Here is a 19,147-nt window from a genome sequence, read left to right as displayed (position 1 = left end):
CGATGAGCATCGTGATTGTGCACAAGACCAACCTGAGCCGCCGCCGGCATCTGGAACGGGCGAAGCGCTACGCCGCCGAGCACGGGGAGGAACTGGTGCTGGTGATGACGGACGCCACCTGGGAGGCCGACTTCGCCGACCGGGTGGTCCCGGTCGATGTCAGCGACACGGCCGAGGTGCTGGCGGCGGTGAAAGCGGAGACGGCGCCGGTCTCGGGAGTGATCACCTTCGCGGAGGCTCTGGTGCCCGCGGTGGCGCGCGTCGCAGACGAGTTCGACGTGCCCTGGGTCGGCGAGCGCACCGCCCAACTGGCCCGGGACAAGTTCCAGATGCGGCAGGCCGCCGCCGAGGCCGGCGTTCCGCAGCCCCGGTTCGGGCTCGCCCGGACCGTGGACGAGGCCCTCACCGTGGCCGAGCACGTCGGCTTCCCGCTCGTGCTGAAGCCGGTGCTGGGCACCGGCAGCATGTTCGTGCGCAGCGTCGCCGACCGGGCCGAGCTGATCGCCCACTTCGAGACCTTCCGGGCCGGCGCGTGGGCCGGGTTCACCAAGGACCCCCTGCACGACCAGTCCGAACGGGAGCACGGCGGCGCGTTGCTGCTGGAGGAGTTCGTGCCCGGCCCGGAGATCAGTGTCGAGTCGCTGGTGGTCGGTGGCATCACCCACACGGTGGCCATCCACGACAAGCCGCTGCCGACCGGGCCGACCTTCGAGGAGGTCTACGCGTGCACCCCGACCCGGCTGCCGGCGGACGTGGCCGAGGCCGCTGCGCGGGCGGCGGCCGACGTGCACGCGGCTCTCGGCATCACCGTCGGGGCCACCCACGTCGAGTTCCGCCTGCGTGACGGCACCGAGCCGGTGCTGCTCGAGGCCGCGGCCCGGCTGGGCGGCGGCCCCATCTACAAGTCGGTGCTGCTGAGCACCGGTGTCGACATGGTGGCAGCGGCGCTGGACCTGGCGACCGGCCGGACCCCGGTGATCGCACCGCGCGAACGGCCGGTGGCGGTCGGCTTCTGGAACATTTTCCCCGCCCGGCCCGGACGACTGGTCGCGACGCGCGGCATCGCCGAGGCGCGCGCTGACGAGCGGGTCGCCGAGATCGACATCTATCGGGCACCCGGCGACGTGCTGGCCGTGCCACCGAGGACCTTCCAGGGGCACGGACACCTGATCTTCGTGGCGCCGTCGGTCGACGAGCTGGACGCCACGTTCCACGAGCTGACCCGCATGGTTCGCCTCGAGACCGAGCCGGCGTGACCGCACCGTTGAGAGAAGGGAGCAGCGCCATGCCACGGGTAGCCGTGATCGGCGGACGCCTGCACGCCGTCAAGTACGCACGGGAGTTGGACGTCGACGTCGTGCTCGTGCACGAGGAGGGCCAGTACGAGCCGGAGTTCGCCGCGCACTGCGAGCGCATCGTGCACGCCTCGGTGACCGACAGCGCGGCGATCATCGAGACGCTGGCCCCGCTGCACCGTGCCCGGCCCTTCGACCGGGTGCTGTGCACCACGGACCTCGGCACCGTCCCCGCCGCGGAGGTGGCCGAAGCCTTCGGTGTCCCGCACACCCCGGTGCTGGCCGCCCGCACCATCAAGAACAAGGCCGCCGTCCGGCGCGTCCTGGCCGAGCAGGGCATCGACCCGGTGCGGGCCCGGGTGGTGCGCAGCCGTCGCGACGCCGCCGACTTCGCCACCTCCCTGGCGGGCCGCGTCGTGCTCAAGCCGGTAGACGGCTCGGGCAGCGCCGACGTGCACATCGTCGACGGCGCGCAGGAGGCGGAACTGGCGTGGAAGGCGATGGAGGCCGCGGGGTACCGCGAGGCCGTGGCGGAGGAGTACCTCGACGGTCCGCTCGCCACGGTCGAGGCGTTCTCGGTGGACGGCCGGCACCTCACGCTAGGGCTGACCGACGAGTCGATCAACGAGCACCTGGTGGAGATCGGCATCACCGCGCCGTCGCGCGTGGTCGGCCCGCACGAGGCGGCCATGCGCGAGCTGACCGTCCAGCTGCTCGACGCGATCGGCGTGACCGACGGGCCGTCGCACACCGAGTACGTCATCACGGAAGCCGGCCCCCGGCTGATGGAGACGCACAACCGGATGGCCGGGCTCGGCATTCCGGAGGTGGTCCGCCGTGCCTACGGCATCGACACCAACCGGTTGTTCCTCGGCGCCGCGCTGGGGCTGACCGAGTTTCCCGCCGAGCCGCCCGCGTTGCGCCGCGGCGCCGCCCTACGTGTGTTCGCTCCACCGCCCGGCATCATCGCCGCAATCGAGGGGCTCGACGAGCTGGCCCGGCTCGGCGTCGCGGTGCGCCGGGTGCCGCCGGGCACGCGGGCCTTCGGTTTCCCCGGCCTGTTCGAGGAACTGGCCGAGGCTGAGATCGGCGTGCTGCTGCCGCTGAACGTCGGCGACACGGTGGTACCGATTCGTACCGGCTGGGACATCCGGATGGGCATGGTCATCGCCTCCGGCTCCGACGCACGCCAGGCCGTCGAGCGCTGCGAGCAGGTCCTGAACGCGGTGGAGTGGCACACCTCATGACGGTGACCAGAAGCTCCGGCGAGCAGGAGAAGTCCTCCGGCGAGCTGTGGAGCAACCAGGGCTTCCGCCGGTTGTTCGCTGCGGCGTCGCTCAGCCACATCGGCTCGGAGATCACCTTCGTGGCCATGCCGCTGGTCGCGGTGATCGTCCTGGACGCGTCCGCGGCGCAGGTCGGGATGCTGTGGATGCTCAAGTTCGTCGCCTTCCTGACCGTCGGCCTGCCGGCCGGCGCACTGCTGGACCGCACCCGCAAACGGTGGGTGATGGTCTCTGCGGACATGGGCCGGGCGCTGCTGCTCGGGTCGATTCCACTGGCCTGGGCGCTGGACACGCTGACCATCGAACATCTCTACCTGGTGGCGTTGCTGACCGGCGTCGGCGACGTCTTCTTCGACGTGGCCTCCCGCAGTTACCTGCCGTTGCTGGTCGGCCGCAAGGATCTGCTGACGGCCAACTCGCGACTGAGCAGCGTGGAGGCGACGAGCACGCTGGCCGGCCCGAGCGTGGCCGGGTACATCGTGCAGTTCCTGTCCGCGCCCATCGCCATCCTCATCGATGCGGTCACCTTCGCCTGGTCCGCGCTGTGCCTCTTCGGCGTCCGGCACCGTGAGGCCCGGCCGAAGCGGCCCGAGAACTCCCGCCTCATCCCGGAGATCGGCGAGGGCCTCCGGTTCGTGTGGCGCCATCCGCTGTTGCGTCCCATCGTCATTGCCGGTGCGTTGACCAACCTGTTCCTGACCTTCGCGATCGTCGCGGTGCCGCTGGTGCTGGTCCGGGAACTCGGGTTGGGCGGCGGCGCGGTCGGGTTGTTCTTCACCTTCGGCGGTCTCGGCGTGCTTCTCGGCGTCTCCACCGCCACCTGGGTGTGCAGACGGCTCGGGGCGGGTCAGTCACTGTGGATCCTGGGCCTGGTCGGGATTCCGTTCGGTTTCCTGGTGCCGATGATGGACGTCGGTCCCTGGCAGTGGGTGGCGTCCGCGGCCTGGTCGGTGATCATCTTCCGGGTCGGGCACAACAACGTGGTGTTGGTCAGCTTCCGCCAGCGGGTCACCCCGGATCACCTGCTCAGCAGGATGAACGCGACCATGCGGTTCGTCATGAACGGCATGGAGGCGGTCGCCGCCGCTCTGGCTGGCGTCCTGGCCACCTTCCTGGGCGTCCGGACCGTGCTGTGGATCGCCGCAGTCGGGCTGGCGGTCGCCTGGCTGCCCATCGTGTTCTCCCCCCTGCGCTCCATGACGAGTTTCGACAGTGCCTATCAGGGCGCGCCGGTCCCCAAGGAGGACGACCGATCATGACCGATACCACCATCGCCACCGACCGGGTCACCGACGACTACCTGAAGCGGTGCCTCAGCGGCGACCGGGCACTGCTCGACGCGGTCGCGCAGGCCCCGTTCGGTGAGGCGTTCCTGGCCTCGAACACCGGTCACCTGCTGCCCCGCCCGCTGTTCATCTCGGACGAGGTCATCGGCCGGTTCAGCGCCGACCTGTCCGGCTTCTTCGACCTGTTGACCTCGGTGCCGCAGCGGATCTACGACGGTGACGTCGCGGCGTACTGCGCCGCGCTGGGCATGGAGGAGCAACGGGCGGCGATCCTGAGCCGTTACCCGGGCCGGCCGACGAAGTACGGCAGGGCCGATGCCTACCACGACGGCGAGGCGCTGCGGCTGCTCGAGGTCAACGTCGGTAGCGCGCAGGGCGGCATCGACTACTCCGAGATCGGCCGGATGCTGCTGCGGGTCGACGCGTTCGAGGCGTTCGCCGCCGAGCACGGCCTGGTCCACGTACACATGGGCGAGAACATCGCCCAGCTGTACCGGGAGGCTTCGGCGGGAGTGACCGGGGGAGCGGACCCGGTGATCGGTCTGGTCGAGTCCGACTCCGGCTTCGGCTCGTACGTCAAACAGGCCGAGTCGTACGTGGAGATGATGGCCGCGCAGGGCCTCGAGGTGGTCATGGGCACCGTCGGTGAGATCACCGAGCGTGCCGGGCGGCTGTTCCTGCACGGCCGGCGGATCGACCTCATCCAGCGGCACTTCACCGAGAACGAGATGGTCACCGAGCCGGGTGTGGCGGAGGCCGCCGAGCGCGTCTTCGACGCCCACGACGAGGGCCGGGTGGTGCTGTGGACCTCGCTGCGCAGCTCGCTGTACCACAACAAGGCGGCGCTGACCCTGCTGTCGGACTCGCGCCTGCGGGCGGCGTTCACCACCGACGAGGCCGCGCTGATCGACCGGGTGCTGCCCTGGACGAGGCTGCTGCTGAACACCGAGACCGAGGCCGACGGGCAGACTGTGGACCTGATCCCGTACTGCCGCGAGCACCGCAAAGACCTGATCATCAAGCAGCAGCGGAGCTTCCGGGCGGACGGCATCGTGCCGGGCTGGGACACCAGCGACGAGGACTGGGCCGCCGCGCTCGCCACCGGCGTCGCGGAGGGCGCCCTGGTGCAGCGCCGGGTGATCCGCCGCGCCGAGCCGGTGGTCAACCCGGACACCGGCGCGATCGACGAGTACGCCGCGACCTGGGGGGTCTTCTTCACCCCGCACGGCTATGCCGGATCCAGCCTGCGGGCGATGCCCATCGACGATGAGATCCCGCGCTACCGGCCCACCCGGCGTAACGCCGCCGTCTTCCAGTTCCCCGCGAGTGCGGCGTGACCGGCGTACTGCGGGACCCGGTCACCGACGAGTACCTGCGCCGCTGCGCGGACGGCGACCGGGGCCTGCTCGACGCGATGTCGGCGGCGCGGCTACCCACCGCGCTGACCGCCTCGATGCACGGACGGTTCCTGCCCCGGCCGATGTTCATGCCGGACGCCGAGATTCTCGGCTTCGCCGAGCGGATCAATGCGCTGTTCGACCTGCTCACCTCGGTGCCGGATCGGTTCTTCGGCGGCGACCGCGAGCGCTACGCCGGCGCGGTGGGCATGGACGCCCGGCGCGCGGCCTATCTCGCGCGGTTCACCGATCGACCTCAGCGGTACGGGCGGGCCGACCTCTACCACGACGGGACCACCTTCCGGCTGCTGGAGTTCAACATCGGCAGCGCCCTCGGCGGGATGGATCGGGCCCAGATCTCCGCCGCCCTGCTGCAGGTGCCGGCGTTCAAGGAGTTCGCGGCCGAGTACCGGTTGGACTTCGTCGACACGGGAACCCAGGTCGACCGGGCCCTGCGCGCGGCGGCGCGTCCGGTGTGCGGCGAGCGCGCGCCCGTGGTCGCCTTCGTGGACGGCAACGGCGCGATGGCGCCGTACCTGCATCTGGCCAGGTCGTTCCAGGAGATGCTGGCCGGTCTCGGGGTCGAGGTGCTGCTCGGCGAGCTGGCCGACGTCGGGTTCGTCGGCGGTCGGGTCACGTTGCACGGCCGTGCCGTGGACCTCGTGCTGCGCTACTTCGGCGTGGGCGACTTCCTCGACGACCCGGACGGCGTGCGCGTCGTGGACGATCTGGCGCGCGCCGACGCCGACGGCACCGTGGTGCTCTACACGTCGCTGGCCGGGGAGCTCTACAACAACAAGACCTCGCTGGCGCTTCTGGCGGAGCTGGCCCGGCGGGGTGAGCTGACGCCGGCGGAGACGAGCCTGGTCGACGGTGTGCTGCCGTGGACCCGGACCGTGACCGCCGAGCTGTTCAGCGAGTGCGAGGCGAGGCGCGGCGAGCTGATGCTCAAGCCCGGCGCGGACTTCGGTGGGGCGGGCATCGTGGCCGGCTGGCTGGTGGACGACAACGAGTGGCAGCGGGCTCTGCGCGTCGGAGCGGACTGCGGTTCCATCGTGCAGCGCAGGGTCGTGCCGCGAGGCGAACCGGTGATCGATCCGCAGACCGGGCAACGGCGGGACTGGCACGCGGTGTGGGACTGCTTCCTCACGCCGGAGGGGTACGCGGGCTCGCACATCCGGGCCCTGCCCGCCGGCGAGGGCGCCGTGATCGGCATGGGCGTGACGGCGGCGGCCCGGACCACGGGCATCTTCTACTACCCGGCTGCGGCGTGACCGTACGCGGCGGCCCGGCAACACCTGAACGACCTTTTTGTGTCAATTAACGGAAATGGTTCGCCGGCGTATCACCAACGGGCAATCCGACTCCGCGGAAAAGAGGGAATGGCGCTGACCTCTGCGAACGGCGCCAGGCGGGTTCGGTCGAGATTCGGACACCAGGTATCAGGTGAGTCAGGGCTATGAATATGTTGATGTGAATGGCATGCTTGTTTTCGGGATCGTCATATGACCGAGCTTCCTGAGGGGGACTGCAAGTAATGCAAGCCGTTTTGCGATCGTGTCATAGGTATGACCCTTTTGCGGCTCGCGGGCCGGGGGAGCCGTGGCGGGTGGCGCCCTCCGGGCCCGCCGGCCGGCGGGACCCTCGGGGCAGGTCGACCGGAGACGGCGCGATCCTTGGTGAGCGCACCGGCCGCCGTTGAGCGCCCGTGGGCGTGACGGTGGTGGCGAGTCGGGCGATGCACGGCTCGTCGATCTGGTCAGATCCTTCATTGCCTCCTGTGCGGCACCCAAGGTGCGCGCCCGGCGGCGATCAACTCTCCATTTGCAGCCATGGCGATTTGCCATGCCTTCATTCGATCCATGAGAACTCCGAAGCGCAAAGAAAGGGATGACGTTGCGCGAGCTCAGGATAGGTGGCCGCCGGATATCTGACGACACCGAGGCTTACGTGATCGCGGAGATCGGCCACAATCACGAGGGCAGCCTGGAACGGGCCGAGGAGCTGTTCCGGCAGGCTGCCGCCGCGGGCGCGCATGCCGCCAAATTGCAGAAGCGGGACAACTGGTCGCTGTTCACCAAGGCCATGTACAACGAGCCCTACACCGGGCGCAACAGCTACGGCCCGACCTACGGCCTGCACCGTGAGGCGCTCGAGTTCGGCCGTGCCGAGTATGTGCACCTCGCCGGGGTCGCGGCCGAACTGGGCATCGACTTCATGTCCACCGCCTTCGACCAGCCCAGCGTGGACTTCCTGGTCGACGTGGACCTGCCGGCGATCAAGATCGCGTCAGCGGACGTGACCAACACGCCCCTGCTGGCGTACGCGGCCAAGGCCGACAAGCCGCTCGTCCTGAGCACCGGCGGCGCGACGATGGACGAGGTCCGCCGGGCCTGCGACACGATCCTGCCGCTCAACCCGAACCTCGCGCTGCTGCAGTGCACCGCCGTCTACCCGGCGGCTCCGTCCGACCTCAACCTCTCGGTGATCACCACCTACCGCGAGGAGTACCCCCACACCGTCATCGGCTTCTCCGGTCACGACCTGGGCCCCGAGCTCAGCTGGGTCGCGTACGCCCTGGGCGCACGGGTGATCGAGAAGCATTTCACGCTGGACCACTCGCGGCCCGGCAGCGACCACCACTTCTCCCTGGACGCTCCCCAGCTGGCCGACTTGACGGCGGGTCTGCGGCGCACCCACGAGGCGCTGGGCGAGCCCGTCAAGCGGCGCAGCGACAGCGAGGCCAAGGCCGTACGGAAGATGGGCAAGAAGCTGGTCGCCGCGCGGGACCTGCCGGCCGGGCACGTCGTCACCGAGCAGGACGTCGCCTGCAAGTCGCCGGGCGACGGCATGAAGCCGTACCAACTGGACGAGGTACTGGGCCGGGTCCTGCGGGTCGACATCGCCGAGGACACCGGTTTCGGTCCGGAAATGCTGGCCGAGCCGGTGGTCGCGGTGGCGGGAGCGAACCACGGTGCGGATTGACCTGACCGGTGAGGTGGCTGTTGTCACGGGTGTCAGCGGCCGCCTCGGCGGGATCTGGGCGACCGCGCTGCTCGACGCCGGCGCCGGCGTGGTGGGGCTCGACCTCGACGACGTAACCCCGGCCGCGGTGAAGGAACATGACGGCGGCGGCCGCTACCTCGGTCTGCGCGGCGACGTGACCGACCGGGCGAGCCTGCGGGACGCCCTGCAAACGGCGATCCGGTGGGCCGGGACGCCGACCATCCTGGTGAACAATGCCGGAATCGATCAGCCTCCGTCACGCGACGCCGGCAGCTGGCTGTTCGAGGACGTCCCGGATCAGCTGTCCGGCGCGGTACTGGACGTCAACGCCCTCGGCGTGCTCCGGGTCTGCCAGGTCATCGGCGCCGCCATGGCCGGCAACGGCCGCGGCTCGATCGTCAACATCGGGTCGCTGTACGGCAGCGTCGGGCCGGATCCGCGGCTCTACGACCACATCGATATGGATCCGCCGTTCCTCAAGCCACCCGCGTACGGGATGTCCAAGGCCGCGGTGGCGGCGCTGACCCGCTATCTCGCCGCGATGTGGGGTCCGGCCGGCGTCCGGGTGAACACGCTGTCACCGGGAGGCGTGCTGGGCGGCCAGGACCCGGCCTTCCGGCAGAAGTTCACCGCCCGGGTGCCGATGCGTCGGATGGCGACCGAAAACGATCTGACCGGCCCGCTGCTGTTCCTCGCCTCCGGCATGAGTCGCTACGTCACCGGATGCGAGCTGTTGGTGGACGGCGGCTATGTCGCCTGGTGACACCGCTGACGGCGCACTGACCATCGGAGGAGACATGACTACGCCGCTGCGCTGGGTACCGGTGGAGGAGATCCGCCGGGTGCTCGACGACATCGACGATCCGGTCACCCGCACCCGCGCCTTCTCGGCGCTGACCCGGATCAACATCCTGTACATGGTGGCCCGGGCCGGCTCGGGACACCTCGGGTCCAGCATGAGCGCCGCCGACGTGGTGAGCTGGCTTCTCCTGCACGAGCTGCGCCGGCCCTTCACAGACACCGGTGACCTGTACTTTTCGTCCAAGGGTCACGACGCCCCCGGCCTGTACGCCGCGTTGATCGGCTTGGGGCTCTTGGACGAGGACCTGGTGCACGCGCTGCGCCGCATCGACGGGCTGCCCGGCCATCCCGACGTTCACACCCCGCACATGCCGTTCAACACCGGTTCGCTCGGGATGGGCATCGCCAAGGCCAAGGGCGTGATCCTGGCCGACCGGCTGCTGGGCACCCGCCGGCGGGTCTTCGTGATGACCGGCGACGGCGAGTTGCAGGAGGGCCAGAACTGGGAATCGCTGGCTGGTGCCGCGCACCGCGGCATGGGCGAGCTGACCGTGGTGGTGGACCACAACAAGCTCCAGTCCGACACCTGGGTCGCCGACGTCAGCGATCTCGGCGACCTGGAGGCGAAGTTCGCCGCCTTCGGCTGGGCGGTGCTGCGCTGCGACGGCAACGACGTCGCCGCGTTCCGGGACGCGTGCCGGGAACGGGCCGAGTCGTACCCGAACCTGCCCGCGGTGATCATCGCCGACACCGTGAAGGGCGCCGGCTGCGCCACCTTCGCGGCGACGTCGATGGGGCAGGGGGAGTGGCGGTACCTGTTCCACAGCGGTGCTCCGTCCCCGAGCGAACGGGACAGCGCGTACGCCGAACTGGTCGCCACGGCGGAGGACATCGTTGGCTCGGCGGGCCTGGCCGCGCTGCGCTTGGCCGCAGCCGCGCCCGCCGCCGCCCCGGCCCCGAGCGGCGGGCCGCGCCTGCCGGAGGTGTACGGCGAAGCGCTGGTGGCCCAGGCCGGCCGAGACCGCCGGATCGTCGCCCTGGACGCCGACCTGGTCCTGGACACCGGCCTCATCCCGTTCTCCCAGGCATACCCCGACAGGTTCGTCGAGTGCGGGATCGCCGAGCAGGACATGGTGTCCATGGCCAGCGGGCTGGCCTACCGGGGCTTGCTGCCGTTCGTGCACTCGTTCTCCTGCTTCCTGCACGCCCGGCCGAACGAACAGATCTTCAACAACGCCACCGAGGGCCGCAAGGTGGTCTACGTCGGGTCGCTCGCCGGGCTGCTTCCAGCCGCGCCCGGCCATTCCCACCAGGCCGTGCGTGACGTGAGCGCGGTCGGCGCGATACCCGACCTGGTGGTGTTGGAGCCGGCCAACGCGGCCGAGGTGCACGCCGCGGTCGACTTCTGCGTCGGCACGCCGTACAGCGTCTACCTGCGGCTGGTCAGCACGCCCGTCCCGGATGCGGTGGCCGGGCTGCCCGCCGAGCCGCTCGAGGTGGGGCGTGGGCGCATCGTGCGCCTCGGCGGGCCGGTGGTCGCGGTCGGTGCCGGACCGATCGTGCTGGCCGAGCTGACGCGCGCAGCCGAGTTGCTGGCCGCCGACGGCATCGACCTGACGGTCGTCGCCCTGCCGTGGCTGAACCGGGTCGATCATCGCTGGCTCAGCGACCTGGTAGAGAGCGCCGACCACCTGATCGTCGTGGAGAACCATTTCATCCGCGGCGGGCAGGCCGACGTGCTGGCCCGCGCGCTCGCCGAGCTGCAGCTGCCCGATCCGCCCGCGTTTCGTGGAATCGGCATCACCGAGGTGCCGCGCTGCGGCACACCCGCCGAGGCGCTGCACGCGCACGGACTGAACGCCGACCGGCTCGCCGACATCGTACGAGCCGAGGTCGGTGGCAAGTTCGAGCCCGGCCGGTTCGACGTGACCCTGCGGCACTGACGTTCCCGTCCCGACACACCCGAGGAGAGACGATGGAGACCATCCACAACGAGCTGCACCGCCCGCCCCAGGAAATCGTCGACCGGTTCCGTGAGGTGCTCACCGAGTACAGCCCCAGCTGCCTGGTAACCGACGCCCGCCGCCGGGTCGGCGCGATCGGCGGCTTCCAGACGGTACGACCCGAGCACAAGGTGGCCGGGCCGGCGCTGACCGTGAACCTGTCCATCGACGACCTCGTCGACACCATGCCGGTACTGGCCACCGCCCAGCCCGGGGACATCATCGTCGTCGCCGCCCACGGCTCGCCGCTGACCGCGATGTGGGGCGGCCTGATGTCGACGCTGTCGTTGAAGGCCGGGGTCGCGGCCGGCATCGTCGACGGCTTCATCCGCGACGTCGACGAGATCCGTGACCTGAACTTCCCGGTCTGGTACCGCGGTGCCATCCCGCGGCCCTCGCCGACCGCCGTGCACAACCGGACGGAGCCGGTGCAGGTCAACGTTCCCGTCGTGGTCGGCGGCCAGGTGATCAACCCGGGCGACATCGTGGTCGCGGACGAGAACGGGCTGGCCGTGGTGCCGCAGCAGTTGGCCGAGGAGGTGCTGGAGGGCACCCACCACCAGATCGGCAAGGAACGGATCATCCGCGAGAAGATCCAGTCCGGTGCCACCGTCACCGACCTGCTTACCGAGTTCGGCCACCTGTGAGCCGAGCGGTGCGCCTCTACCTGACCGGCGCCGACGGCATGCTCGGCACCGCACTCACCACGGCCCTCGCCGACAACCCGGACACCGCGGACTGGGACATCCGCGGTGTCTCGGTCCGCGACTTCGACATCGCGGACGGCACCGCGGTGCAGGCCTCCGTTGCGGCGTTCGCGCCCGACGTGGTCGTCCACGCTGCGGCGCACGCCATCGTCGACGACTGTGAACTGGATCCGAAACTGGCGTTGCGGGTCAACATCGCCGGCGTACGCAACGTCGTCGACGCCTGCGCCCGGCACGGCAGCCGACTGGTCTACATCTCCAGCGACTACGTGTTCGACGGCGTACGCACCCCGGCCGGGGGCTACCGCGAGGATGACATCCCGAATCCGCAGAGCGTGTACGGGCTCACCAAGGTGGCGGGGGAGCGGATGGTCGCCCTGCTCGACGACCACCTAACCGTCCGGACGTCGTGGCTGTTCGGCGGCACGGACGAACGCCTCGACACGGTGCTGGCCATCCTCGGCCACGCCCGTCGCGGCACCCCGGCCCGGCTGATCGACGACCAGTTCAGCGCGCCGACGTACACGGTGGACCTGGCCCGGGCGCTGGCCTTCCTGCTCACCTACGCCACCGTGACCGGCACGATCCACGTGGCGAACCGGGGCACCGCGAGCTGGTACCAGGTAGGCGAGTATCTGACCGGCCGAATTCCGGACGCGCCCGCCCCACAGCGGGTCCCGCTGCGCGAATGGGGCTTCCTGGGCGGTCGGCCCATCGACTCGACGCTGAACACCGACCGGCTGTCCGGACTTGGCTGGTCCATGCCCACCTGGCAGGACGCGGTCGACCGGTTTCACCTGTCGCTGGTGCAGGGAGACCGGCGATGACCGCGCCGCAGCCGGGCCGCCGCTGGCAGACGTGGTCCGGCACGGTGGGGTGCCGGCCCGCCCAGCTGCTCGCCCCGACGACCGAGGACGCTGTGGTGGCGGTGGTGCGCGCCGCCGGCGAGCGCGGGATCCCGGTGCGTGCCGCCGGCTCCGGTCACTCCTTCAACGCCTTGGCGTGCACCGATGGCGTGCTGCTCGACCTGTCCCGCTACCGCGGTGTACTCGCGGTGAACGCCGCGGCCGGCGAGGTCACGGTCCGCGGTGGCACCACACTGCGCGAGCTCGCCGAGGTGCTGGACCGGCGCGGCCTGGCCCTGGCCAACATCGGTACGCTGGCGGAACAGAGCGTCGCCGGCGCGATCTCCACCGGCAACCACGGCTCCGGACTGGCGCACGCCCCGCTGTCGGCGCAGGTCATCCGCCTGCGGCTGGTCACCGCGGACGGCCGGGTCCGCACCCTCGACGCCGACCACGAGCCCGAGGTGTTCCGCTGCGCCCGGACCGCGCTCGGCACGCTCGGGGTGCTGAGCACCGTCACGCTGCGCTGCGTGCCACAGTTCAACCTGCGGGTAAGCACCCGCTCCGAGCCGCTCGACACGGTGCTGGACGGGTTCACCGACTGGGCCGCCGAGGCCGACCACGTCGCGTTCTCCTGGCTACCCTGGCAGAACCGGGCCGGTCTGCGGGCGCTGCGGGTCACGGACGCCCCGCGCACCCGTGACGCGGTCCGCCGACGGTACGCAACGACGCTAGACGAGGTGCGCTGCGGGCTGATCGGGCTGGCCGGCCGCGCCGACGCCCGCGCAGTCCCGTGGCTCAAGGGGCGACGCCTGCTGCCGGCCCGGCCCGCCGTCGAATACGTCGACGCCAGCCACCGGGTGTTCACCTTCCCGCAGCCGGTCAAATTCCTCGCCCTGGAGCATGCGCTGCCGCTGGAGGCGACACCAGACGCCCTGCGCGCCCTGCGCCGCACGCTGCGCCGCACGGGCGCCTACTCGCCCTACTCCGTGCTGGTCCGGGTGGGCGCCGGCGACGACTCGCCGCTGAGTCCCGCGTACGGGCGGCGAACCGGCTACGTCAACCTGACCGTGCCGCGTACGGCTGGGCAGGTGGAGCTGCTGCGCGCCATAGAGCCGGTGCTGCGCGACCACGGTGGACGGCCGCACTGGGGCAAGGCGCATACCGCCACCGTGGAGGTGCTCGCCCCGCGCTACCCCGAGTGGGAACTGTTCCAGCGGATTCGTGCCGAACTGGACCCGGACGGCCTGTTCGCCAGCGACTACACCGACCGGGTGCTCGGCCCTGTGCAACCGAACGAGGCGAGGGCGGCGGTGACGGTGCCGGCGCAGGCCGGGCCACACGAGACCGCCGCCGTCGAGGACGGTGGCTGATCCATGCCACTGCGCCTGCTCCTGTTCGACTTCGACGGGCTGCTCTGCGACACCGAGCGGGCCGCCCACCGTTCCTGGGACGAGGTGTACGCACAGCTGCTCGGTCACGGTCTGCCCGACCGGGTGTGGGCCGCGATGGCCGGCCGCTCGGACGGGGAGGCGGTCGCCGTCGCCGACCTGTCCGCGCGCCTCGGCCGCCCACTCGGTGAGGCGGCGCGGGCGGCCCGGCTGCGGCGCAAACGCGAGCTGTGCGCCGCCGAGCCGGAGCGTCCCGGCGTCACGGCGCTGCTCGACGCGGGCCGGGCCGCCGGCCTGGGCCTGGGTGTGGTTTCCAGCTCCTCGCTGAGCTGGGTGGACTCACATCTGGCGCGACTCGGCCTGCGGCACCGCTTCGACCGGCTGGTCACCGGCGACGACACCCCGTGGCACAAGCCCGCCCCCGATCTCTACCGGCTGGCGCTGCGCCGCGCCGGCGTACCGGCGGCCGACGCGGTGGCCTTCGAGGACTCCGAGTCGGGGGTGCGGGCCGCCCGTGCGGCCGGGGTGTACTGCGTCGCGGTCCGCAATGCGGTGGGCGCGCACGCCGACCTCTCCGCCGCGGACGAGATCCGTTCCAGCCTGGTCGACGTCGTGCCGGATGCCTACCTGAACCGACTCACAGAAGCAGGGAACCGATGAACGTCTCCGCACCGGCGCCCCTCGCGGCGCTGGACTCGCTCGCCAGTCCCGCCGCCGATCGCCCGGAATGGATCTGGCGCAGCGGCAGGCTGGTGCTGTGGGAGCAGGCGCAGATCCACGTCAACGCGGTTGGCCACGCGTCCACGGCGGCGGTCTTCGAGGGGATCAAGGCGTACCGGGCGGACGACGGGCGGCTGTTGCTGTTCCGGCTCGACGAGCATCTGCGCCGGCTGTCCGACTCGGCCCGGATCTGCCGGCTAGACCTGCCGTACACCCTTTCCGAGCTGCGGGCCGCGGTGTTCGAGCTGCTGCGGGGCAACGGCTACCGCGAGGACGCGTACGTGCGGCCGTGGGCGTTCCCGTCCGGGCTCATCCGTGAGCAGATGGTGCCGGCGGGGTCGGTCTGCGAGGTGGTGATCGACAGCTGGCCGTTCCGCAGCCGTCTCGACACCGGCCGCGGCTGCCGCGCAGGGGTGAGCTCCTGGCAACGCATCAGTGACGCCGCCATGCCGCCCCGCGTCAAAGCCTTCTCGAACTACCACAACGGTCGGCTGGCGATGATGGAGGCACAGGAGAACGGCCACGACTGGCCGATCCTGCTCAACGAGCGGCACAAGGTGAGCGAGGGCCCGGGCGCCTGCATCGCGTTGGTCCGCAACGGAACGGTGATCACCCCGTCGCTGACCAGTGGCGTGCTGGAGAGCATCACCCGCGACACCGTGCTCCGCCTCCTCGAGGAATCCGGCGAGCCGGTGATCGAACGGGAGGTGGACCGCAGCGAGCTCTACCTCGCCGACGAGCTGTTTTTCATGGGCACCGCCTGGGAGATCCTGCCGATCACCAGCGTCGACGGCCTGCAGGTCGGGGCCGGTCGCCCCGGCTCGGTAACCCAGCGGCTGGCGGCCGAGTACACCCGGCTCGTGCGGGGCCGCTCCGGCCGGCACGCCGACTGGCTGACGGAGGTGCCCAGGTGAGCCGGGCGATCGTGGTCCGCGAACCGGGCGGCCCGGAGGTGCTGCGCCCGGCCGAGAAGGCCGTGCCCGTGCCCGAGCCCGGGCGGGTGGTGGTCGCCGTGGCCGCCAGCGGCGTCAACTTCATCGACATCTATCAGCGCTCCGGCGTCTACCCGGTGCCCATGCCGTTCGTTCCCGGCATCGAGGGGGCCGGAACGGTGGTCGCCGCGGCCTCCGACGTAACCGGCGTGGCGGTCGGCGACCGGGTCGCGTGGGTGAACCAGCCCGGCGGATACGCCGAGCACGTGGCGGTGCCGGCCGCCGCCACCGTGCCGGTCCCGCCCGATCTCCCGCTGGAGACGGCCGCCGCCGCACTGCTGCAGGGGATGACCGCGCACTACCTGCTGCACGACACCTACCCGGTGCGTCCGGGAGACACGGTGCTGGTGCACGCGGCGGCCGGTGGGATGGGACAGCTGCTCACCCAGATGGCGCGATGGCGAGGGGCACGGGTGATCGGCACCGTCTCCAGCGACGCGAAGGCCGAACTCGCCCGGGCCGCCGGAGCCGACGAGGTCATCCGCTACGACCGGGCCGACGTGGCGGCTGAGGTGCGCGCGCTCACCGGCGGCGTGGGCGTGGCCGCGGTCTACGACGGCGTCGGAGGTCCGACCTTCGACGCCAGCCTGGCGGCGCTTCGTACGCGCGGCACCCTGGCCCTGTACGGCCAGGCCGGCGGCCCGGTGCCCCCGTTCGACCCGCAACGGCTCAACGCGGCCGGCTCGTTGCTGCTGACCAGGCCGAATCTGAGCCACCACATCGCCACCCGGCACGAGTTGCTCACCCGGGCCGGCGCGGTGCTGAACCTGCTCTCGACCGGCCGGCTGCGCGTGCACGTTGGAGGGGCCTATCCACTCGCGGACGCGGCGGCTGCCCACGCCGATCTGGCCGGCCGGCGTTCGACCGGCAAGCTCCTGCTCCTGCCGCACGGCTGAGCGGGGTGGAACACCGCGCTCTGCTGGGCGGCCGCCCAGCAGAGCGGTCGGTCTCGAGGTCGCGGGCGGCGCACGAGGCGGACACCGTCGTGCAGCACCCCCGCGGACCTCGCGATCCTCGGCGCGCTCGCAGTCGCCTGCGTGGACGGCGCGCAGCCGGCTGAAATCCCGGTACGGGAGCACCTCGCGGTGCTCGATCGTCCGCTCCCAGATCCTACGGCCGTCCTGTGAGGCGGGAAGCGGGGCCGGTGCCGCGCTTTGTCGGCGGCGTGAGCGGATGCTGCACCACGATAGTCGACGGCGCGGTGTCTGATTGGTTCACGACCGCGGCGTCGGCTCCGTAACAGTCTTGGCGCATTCGGTACTGGTCTTCTGGGAGCCGTGATTCGTCAATCCAGGGAGCTACGGTGATCGCAGGGGTGCGAGCTGCACGGTCCAGGTCCGGGCTGTCCCGACGAACGCGATTGCCCGGCAGAGGAGGTCGCAGCCCAGCTGCGGACTGCCCTCTGCGAAGCCGCGGTTGATGAAGCTGATCGCTCTCGGGTGGTCACCCGCCTCAAGCGCATTCTCCAGCCCGCTGGCCAGGACCGCCGCGAGCGCGGTGTGAAAACTGTCTGCTCCTCTTTCGCGGAGGGTCTTGGCGGGCTCGCGCAATGGTGACGGAGAGACCGCGGTCGGGGCTAACACGAAAGTCATGTCCTTTGTCCTGTGGTTCGGTGTTGCTGGATCAGGCCAGCCAGATTGGCGCCCATCTGCCGCAGGTGTGCCGAGACGGCCTCGTCGTACCGCGATGGGCGGGATTGGTGGATCGTTTCCCAGCAAGACAGCGGCTGATCACCTGGGCGTGATCGCCGACGGGACGCCAATGCGTCGCTGGTCGTCGCCTGTAACGGACGCGGCGTTGTCCGCTGCCAGCACACTGATGTGCTGGTGGCGATCGGATGGTCTGCCAACGCCCGTCCCTCGGATCTCGAAGTTGTCCTGCGGACACTGCCGAGACCTGGGTAGCACCCCCGGTGGACGGTGGCGCGCCAACGATGTCGACGAGCTGATTCACCACCCACTCTACGCGCACTACACGCAGCGTTGGCGCTGCCCGCTCAGCATGCTGATTCCAGCGATGAATGTGGTTCCCCCCGCTGGGGATCGACACGACCTCGTCTCGTGTCCATTGCCACATCCGTCCGGGTGCGCTCCATCGTCCGAGCCTCGCCTGTGTCGGCAGCTGCGACCTGCAGCAGCGGTTGCACGTCGGTCCAGCTGGCTGCACGACTCGACCGGAGGAGCCCGTGGCAGCGCCGCTGTCCCTGGCATCCCCACTCGACTAGCTTCTACGACATGGCAACTATGGTGCTACGCGTCCGGCTCATCGGCGGCGACCGCATGGACGTCACGTGCGACAAACCGGACGTCTCCGATGAGGACGAGCTTGTGGAGCACGTGATCTCGACGCTGGCGCAGGATTCGGGAGTGCTGCGCACCAAACACGGTGATCGGCTCGTCGTACTCTACGGCCGAGGCGTCGCGGCGATCGAAGTTGCGCCTCGCGGTGCAGTGCTGTGACGGAGGCGCATGCCTCAGGCTGCCGGCGAGCGCCTGGTTCTGTGCTAGACTTGCCTGGTTGCAGTTTTGATTTCCGTAGACGTCTCGGCGCCTGATGGGTTAACCAAAACCCATCCAGGTGCTTTTTTCGTCTTCGTGTCGGTTCCGGCGCGGATGATCAACGCGGCGGCGCGCGAGTCCGCACAGTGCGGTCTCCAACGGCCTGCGAAGGAGCAGACATGGCTACAGGTACCGTGAAGTGGTTCAACGGCGACAAGGGCTTCGGCTTCATCAGCCAGGACGGCGGCGGCGCCGACGTTTTCGCCCATTTCTCGGCGATCTCGGCGAGTGGCTTCCGCAGCCTTGAGGAGAACCAGCGGGTGGAGTTCGACATCACCCAGGGCCCGAAGGGTCCGCAGGCGTCGGATATCCGCTTGCTCTGATCCACGCTCTGCCGCAGGCGGCCTGACTGGTTCAGCAGGCCGCCGTTCGGCGCATCTATCATCATTTGTTCAGGTTCGTTCTGTGATGTCTCGTGGCCTGCGGCCCGTGCCTTCCTTGCGACGTGCCGTTCGAGGAAGGCATAGCATGACAGTGATCACCACGTCACCGCGCACAACCGGCGCCCACCCGGCGACGGTCGTCGGCGGGTTCAGCCACAGCTGGCACCCGGTTGCCGGCGCTCCGCGTTTCCGAAGCCTGACCCCTGCTGCGGCCTGCGGTTGCATGGCACAGTTTCTTGCTCCGTCCATCGCGGAAGAAGAAAAGCCCGCACCTCGTGCATCCGACTGCGGTGAGGTGGCGATGCATCGGTTGCGCCACCCGTTCGCCGTCGCAGCCGACACGACGCCACAGCGAACGACGGTAAAGACTGCCGCCCAGATAGTGTGAGCTGCTAAAACAATCGTCGGCGATACCTGCAGTAGCGCGAACGCCGGCCCATAGTGCTACGAGGAGCCGCGTCCGCACCGGACCTCGCC

Annotated in this window: 17 protein-coding genes; all 17 read left to right on the top strand. The window is 70.4% G+C overall.

Annotation, left to right across the window (positions count from 1 at the left end):
• Positions 1 to 2: 2 nt before the first annotated feature.
• Positions 3 to 1,256: an ATP-grasp domain-containing protein gene (locus E1193_RS04265; RefSeq protein WP_132180459.1), complete on the top strand. Its 1,254-nt coding sequence runs from the start codon at positions 3 to 5 to the stop codon at positions 1,254 to 1,256.
• Positions 1,257 to 1,285: 29 nt separating this feature from the next.
• Complete coding sequence (locus tag E1193_RS04260) at positions 1,286 to 2,542, top strand: ATP-grasp domain-containing protein (protein ID WP_207922560.1); 1,257 nt, start codon at positions 1,286 to 1,288, stop codon at positions 2,540 to 2,542.
• On the top strand, positions 2,539 to 3,840 hold the full coding sequence (locus E1193_RS04255) for an MFS transporter (RefSeq protein ID WP_132180457.1): 1,302 nt from the start codon (positions 2,539 to 2,541) through the stop codon (positions 3,838 to 3,840). Before E1193_RS04260 ends, E1193_RS04255 begins: the two co-directional genes overlap by 4 nt.
• Positions 3,837 to 5,204, top strand: a complete 1,368-nt coding sequence (locus tag E1193_RS04250; RefSeq protein ID WP_132180455.1) for a hypothetical protein — start codon at positions 3,837 to 3,839, stop codon at positions 5,202 to 5,204. Before E1193_RS04255 ends, E1193_RS04250 begins: the two co-directional genes overlap by 4 nt.
• Positions 5,201 to 6,538 carry a hypothetical protein gene (locus tag E1193_RS04245; RefSeq protein WP_132180453.1) on the top strand — a complete coding sequence of 446 codons (1,338 nt, stop codon included), beginning with the start codon at positions 5,201 to 5,203 and terminating at the stop codon, positions 6,536 to 6,538. Before E1193_RS04250 ends, E1193_RS04245 begins: the two co-directional genes overlap by 4 nt.
• Before the next feature lie 616 nt (positions 6,539 to 7,154).
• Positions 7,155 to 8,249 carry an N-acetylneuraminate synthase family protein gene (locus tag E1193_RS04240; RefSeq protein WP_132180451.1) on the top strand — a complete coding sequence of 365 codons (1,095 nt, stop codon included), beginning with the start codon at positions 7,155 to 7,157 and terminating at the stop codon, positions 8,247 to 8,249.
• Positions 8,239 to 9,033 carry an SDR family oxidoreductase gene (locus E1193_RS04235; RefSeq protein WP_132180449.1) on the top strand — a complete coding sequence of 265 codons (795 nt, stop codon included), beginning with the start codon at positions 8,239 to 8,241 and terminating at the stop codon, positions 9,031 to 9,033. Before E1193_RS04240 ends, E1193_RS04235 begins: the two co-directional genes overlap by 11 nt.
• A gap of 34 nt (positions 9,034 to 9,067) precedes the next feature.
• Entirely contained in the window at positions 9,068 to 11,014 is a 1,947-nt protein-coding gene (locus E1193_RS04230; protein ID WP_132180447.1) for a transketolase C-terminal domain-containing protein, read from the top strand.
• Positions 11,015 to 11,046: 32 nt separating this feature from the next.
• Positions 11,047 to 11,721 carry an RraA family protein gene (locus E1193_RS04225; RefSeq protein ID WP_132180445.1) on the top strand — a complete coding sequence of 225 codons (675 nt, stop codon included), beginning with the start codon at positions 11,047 to 11,049 and terminating at the stop codon, positions 11,719 to 11,721.
• Positions 11,718 to 12,608, top strand: a complete 891-nt coding sequence (locus tag E1193_RS04220) for an NAD(P)-dependent oxidoreductase (protein WP_207922559.1) — start codon at positions 11,718 to 11,720, stop codon at positions 12,606 to 12,608. The genes E1193_RS04225 and E1193_RS04220 overlap by 4 nt, the downstream gene beginning before the upstream one ends.
• Positions 12,605 to 13,999 carry a D-arabinono-1,4-lactone oxidase gene (locus tag E1193_RS04215; RefSeq protein ID WP_132180443.1) on the top strand — a complete coding sequence of 465 codons (1,395 nt, stop codon included), beginning with the start codon at positions 12,605 to 12,607 and terminating at the stop codon, positions 13,997 to 13,999. Before E1193_RS04220 ends, E1193_RS04215 begins: the two co-directional genes overlap by 4 nt.
• 3 nt (positions 14,000 to 14,002) lie before the next feature.
• Positions 14,003 to 14,677 carry an HAD-IA family hydrolase gene (locus tag E1193_RS04210; protein ID WP_132180441.1) on the top strand — a complete coding sequence of 225 codons (675 nt, stop codon included), beginning with the start codon at positions 14,003 to 14,005 and terminating at the stop codon, positions 14,675 to 14,677.
• Positions 14,674 to 15,651 carry a branched-chain amino acid transaminase gene (locus E1193_RS04205; protein ID WP_132180439.1) on the top strand — a complete coding sequence of 326 codons (978 nt, stop codon included), beginning with the start codon at positions 14,674 to 14,676 and terminating at the stop codon, positions 15,649 to 15,651. Before E1193_RS04210 ends, E1193_RS04205 begins: the two co-directional genes overlap by 4 nt.
• Positions 15,648 to 16,625 (top strand): quinone oxidoreductase, encoded by a 978-nt coding sequence (locus tag E1193_RS04200; RefSeq protein ID WP_207922558.1) that lies wholly within the window; start codon positions 15,648 to 15,650, stop codon positions 16,623 to 16,625. The genes E1193_RS04205 and E1193_RS04200 overlap by 4 nt, the downstream gene beginning before the upstream one ends.
• Before the next feature lie 1,338 nt (positions 16,626 to 17,963).
• Positions 17,964 to 18,188 (top strand): hypothetical protein, encoded by a 225-nt coding sequence (locus E1193_RS04195; RefSeq protein WP_132180437.1) that lies wholly within the window; start codon positions 17,964 to 17,966, stop codon positions 18,186 to 18,188.
• Between the two features lie 218 nt (positions 18,189 to 18,406).
• Positions 18,407 to 18,610, top strand: a complete 204-nt coding sequence (locus E1193_RS04190) for a cold-shock protein (RefSeq protein ID WP_132180435.1) — start codon at positions 18,407 to 18,409, stop codon at positions 18,608 to 18,610.
• 145 nt (positions 18,611 to 18,755) lie between these two features.
• Complete coding sequence (locus E1193_RS04185; RefSeq protein WP_132180433.1) at positions 18,756 to 19,058, top strand: hypothetical protein; 303 nt, start codon at positions 18,756 to 18,758, stop codon at positions 19,056 to 19,058.
• The last annotated feature ends 89 nt before the right edge of the window (positions 19,059 to 19,147 follow it).

Origin of the sequence: Micromonospora sp. KC606, assembly GCF_004348675.1 — a bacterium.
Taxonomy (GTDB): domain Bacteria; phylum Actinomycetota; class Actinomycetes; order Mycobacteriales; family Micromonosporaceae; genus Micromonospora.
Note: the sequence above shows the minus strand (reverse complement) of the source record. Positions and strands in the feature narration are given on the sequence as shown.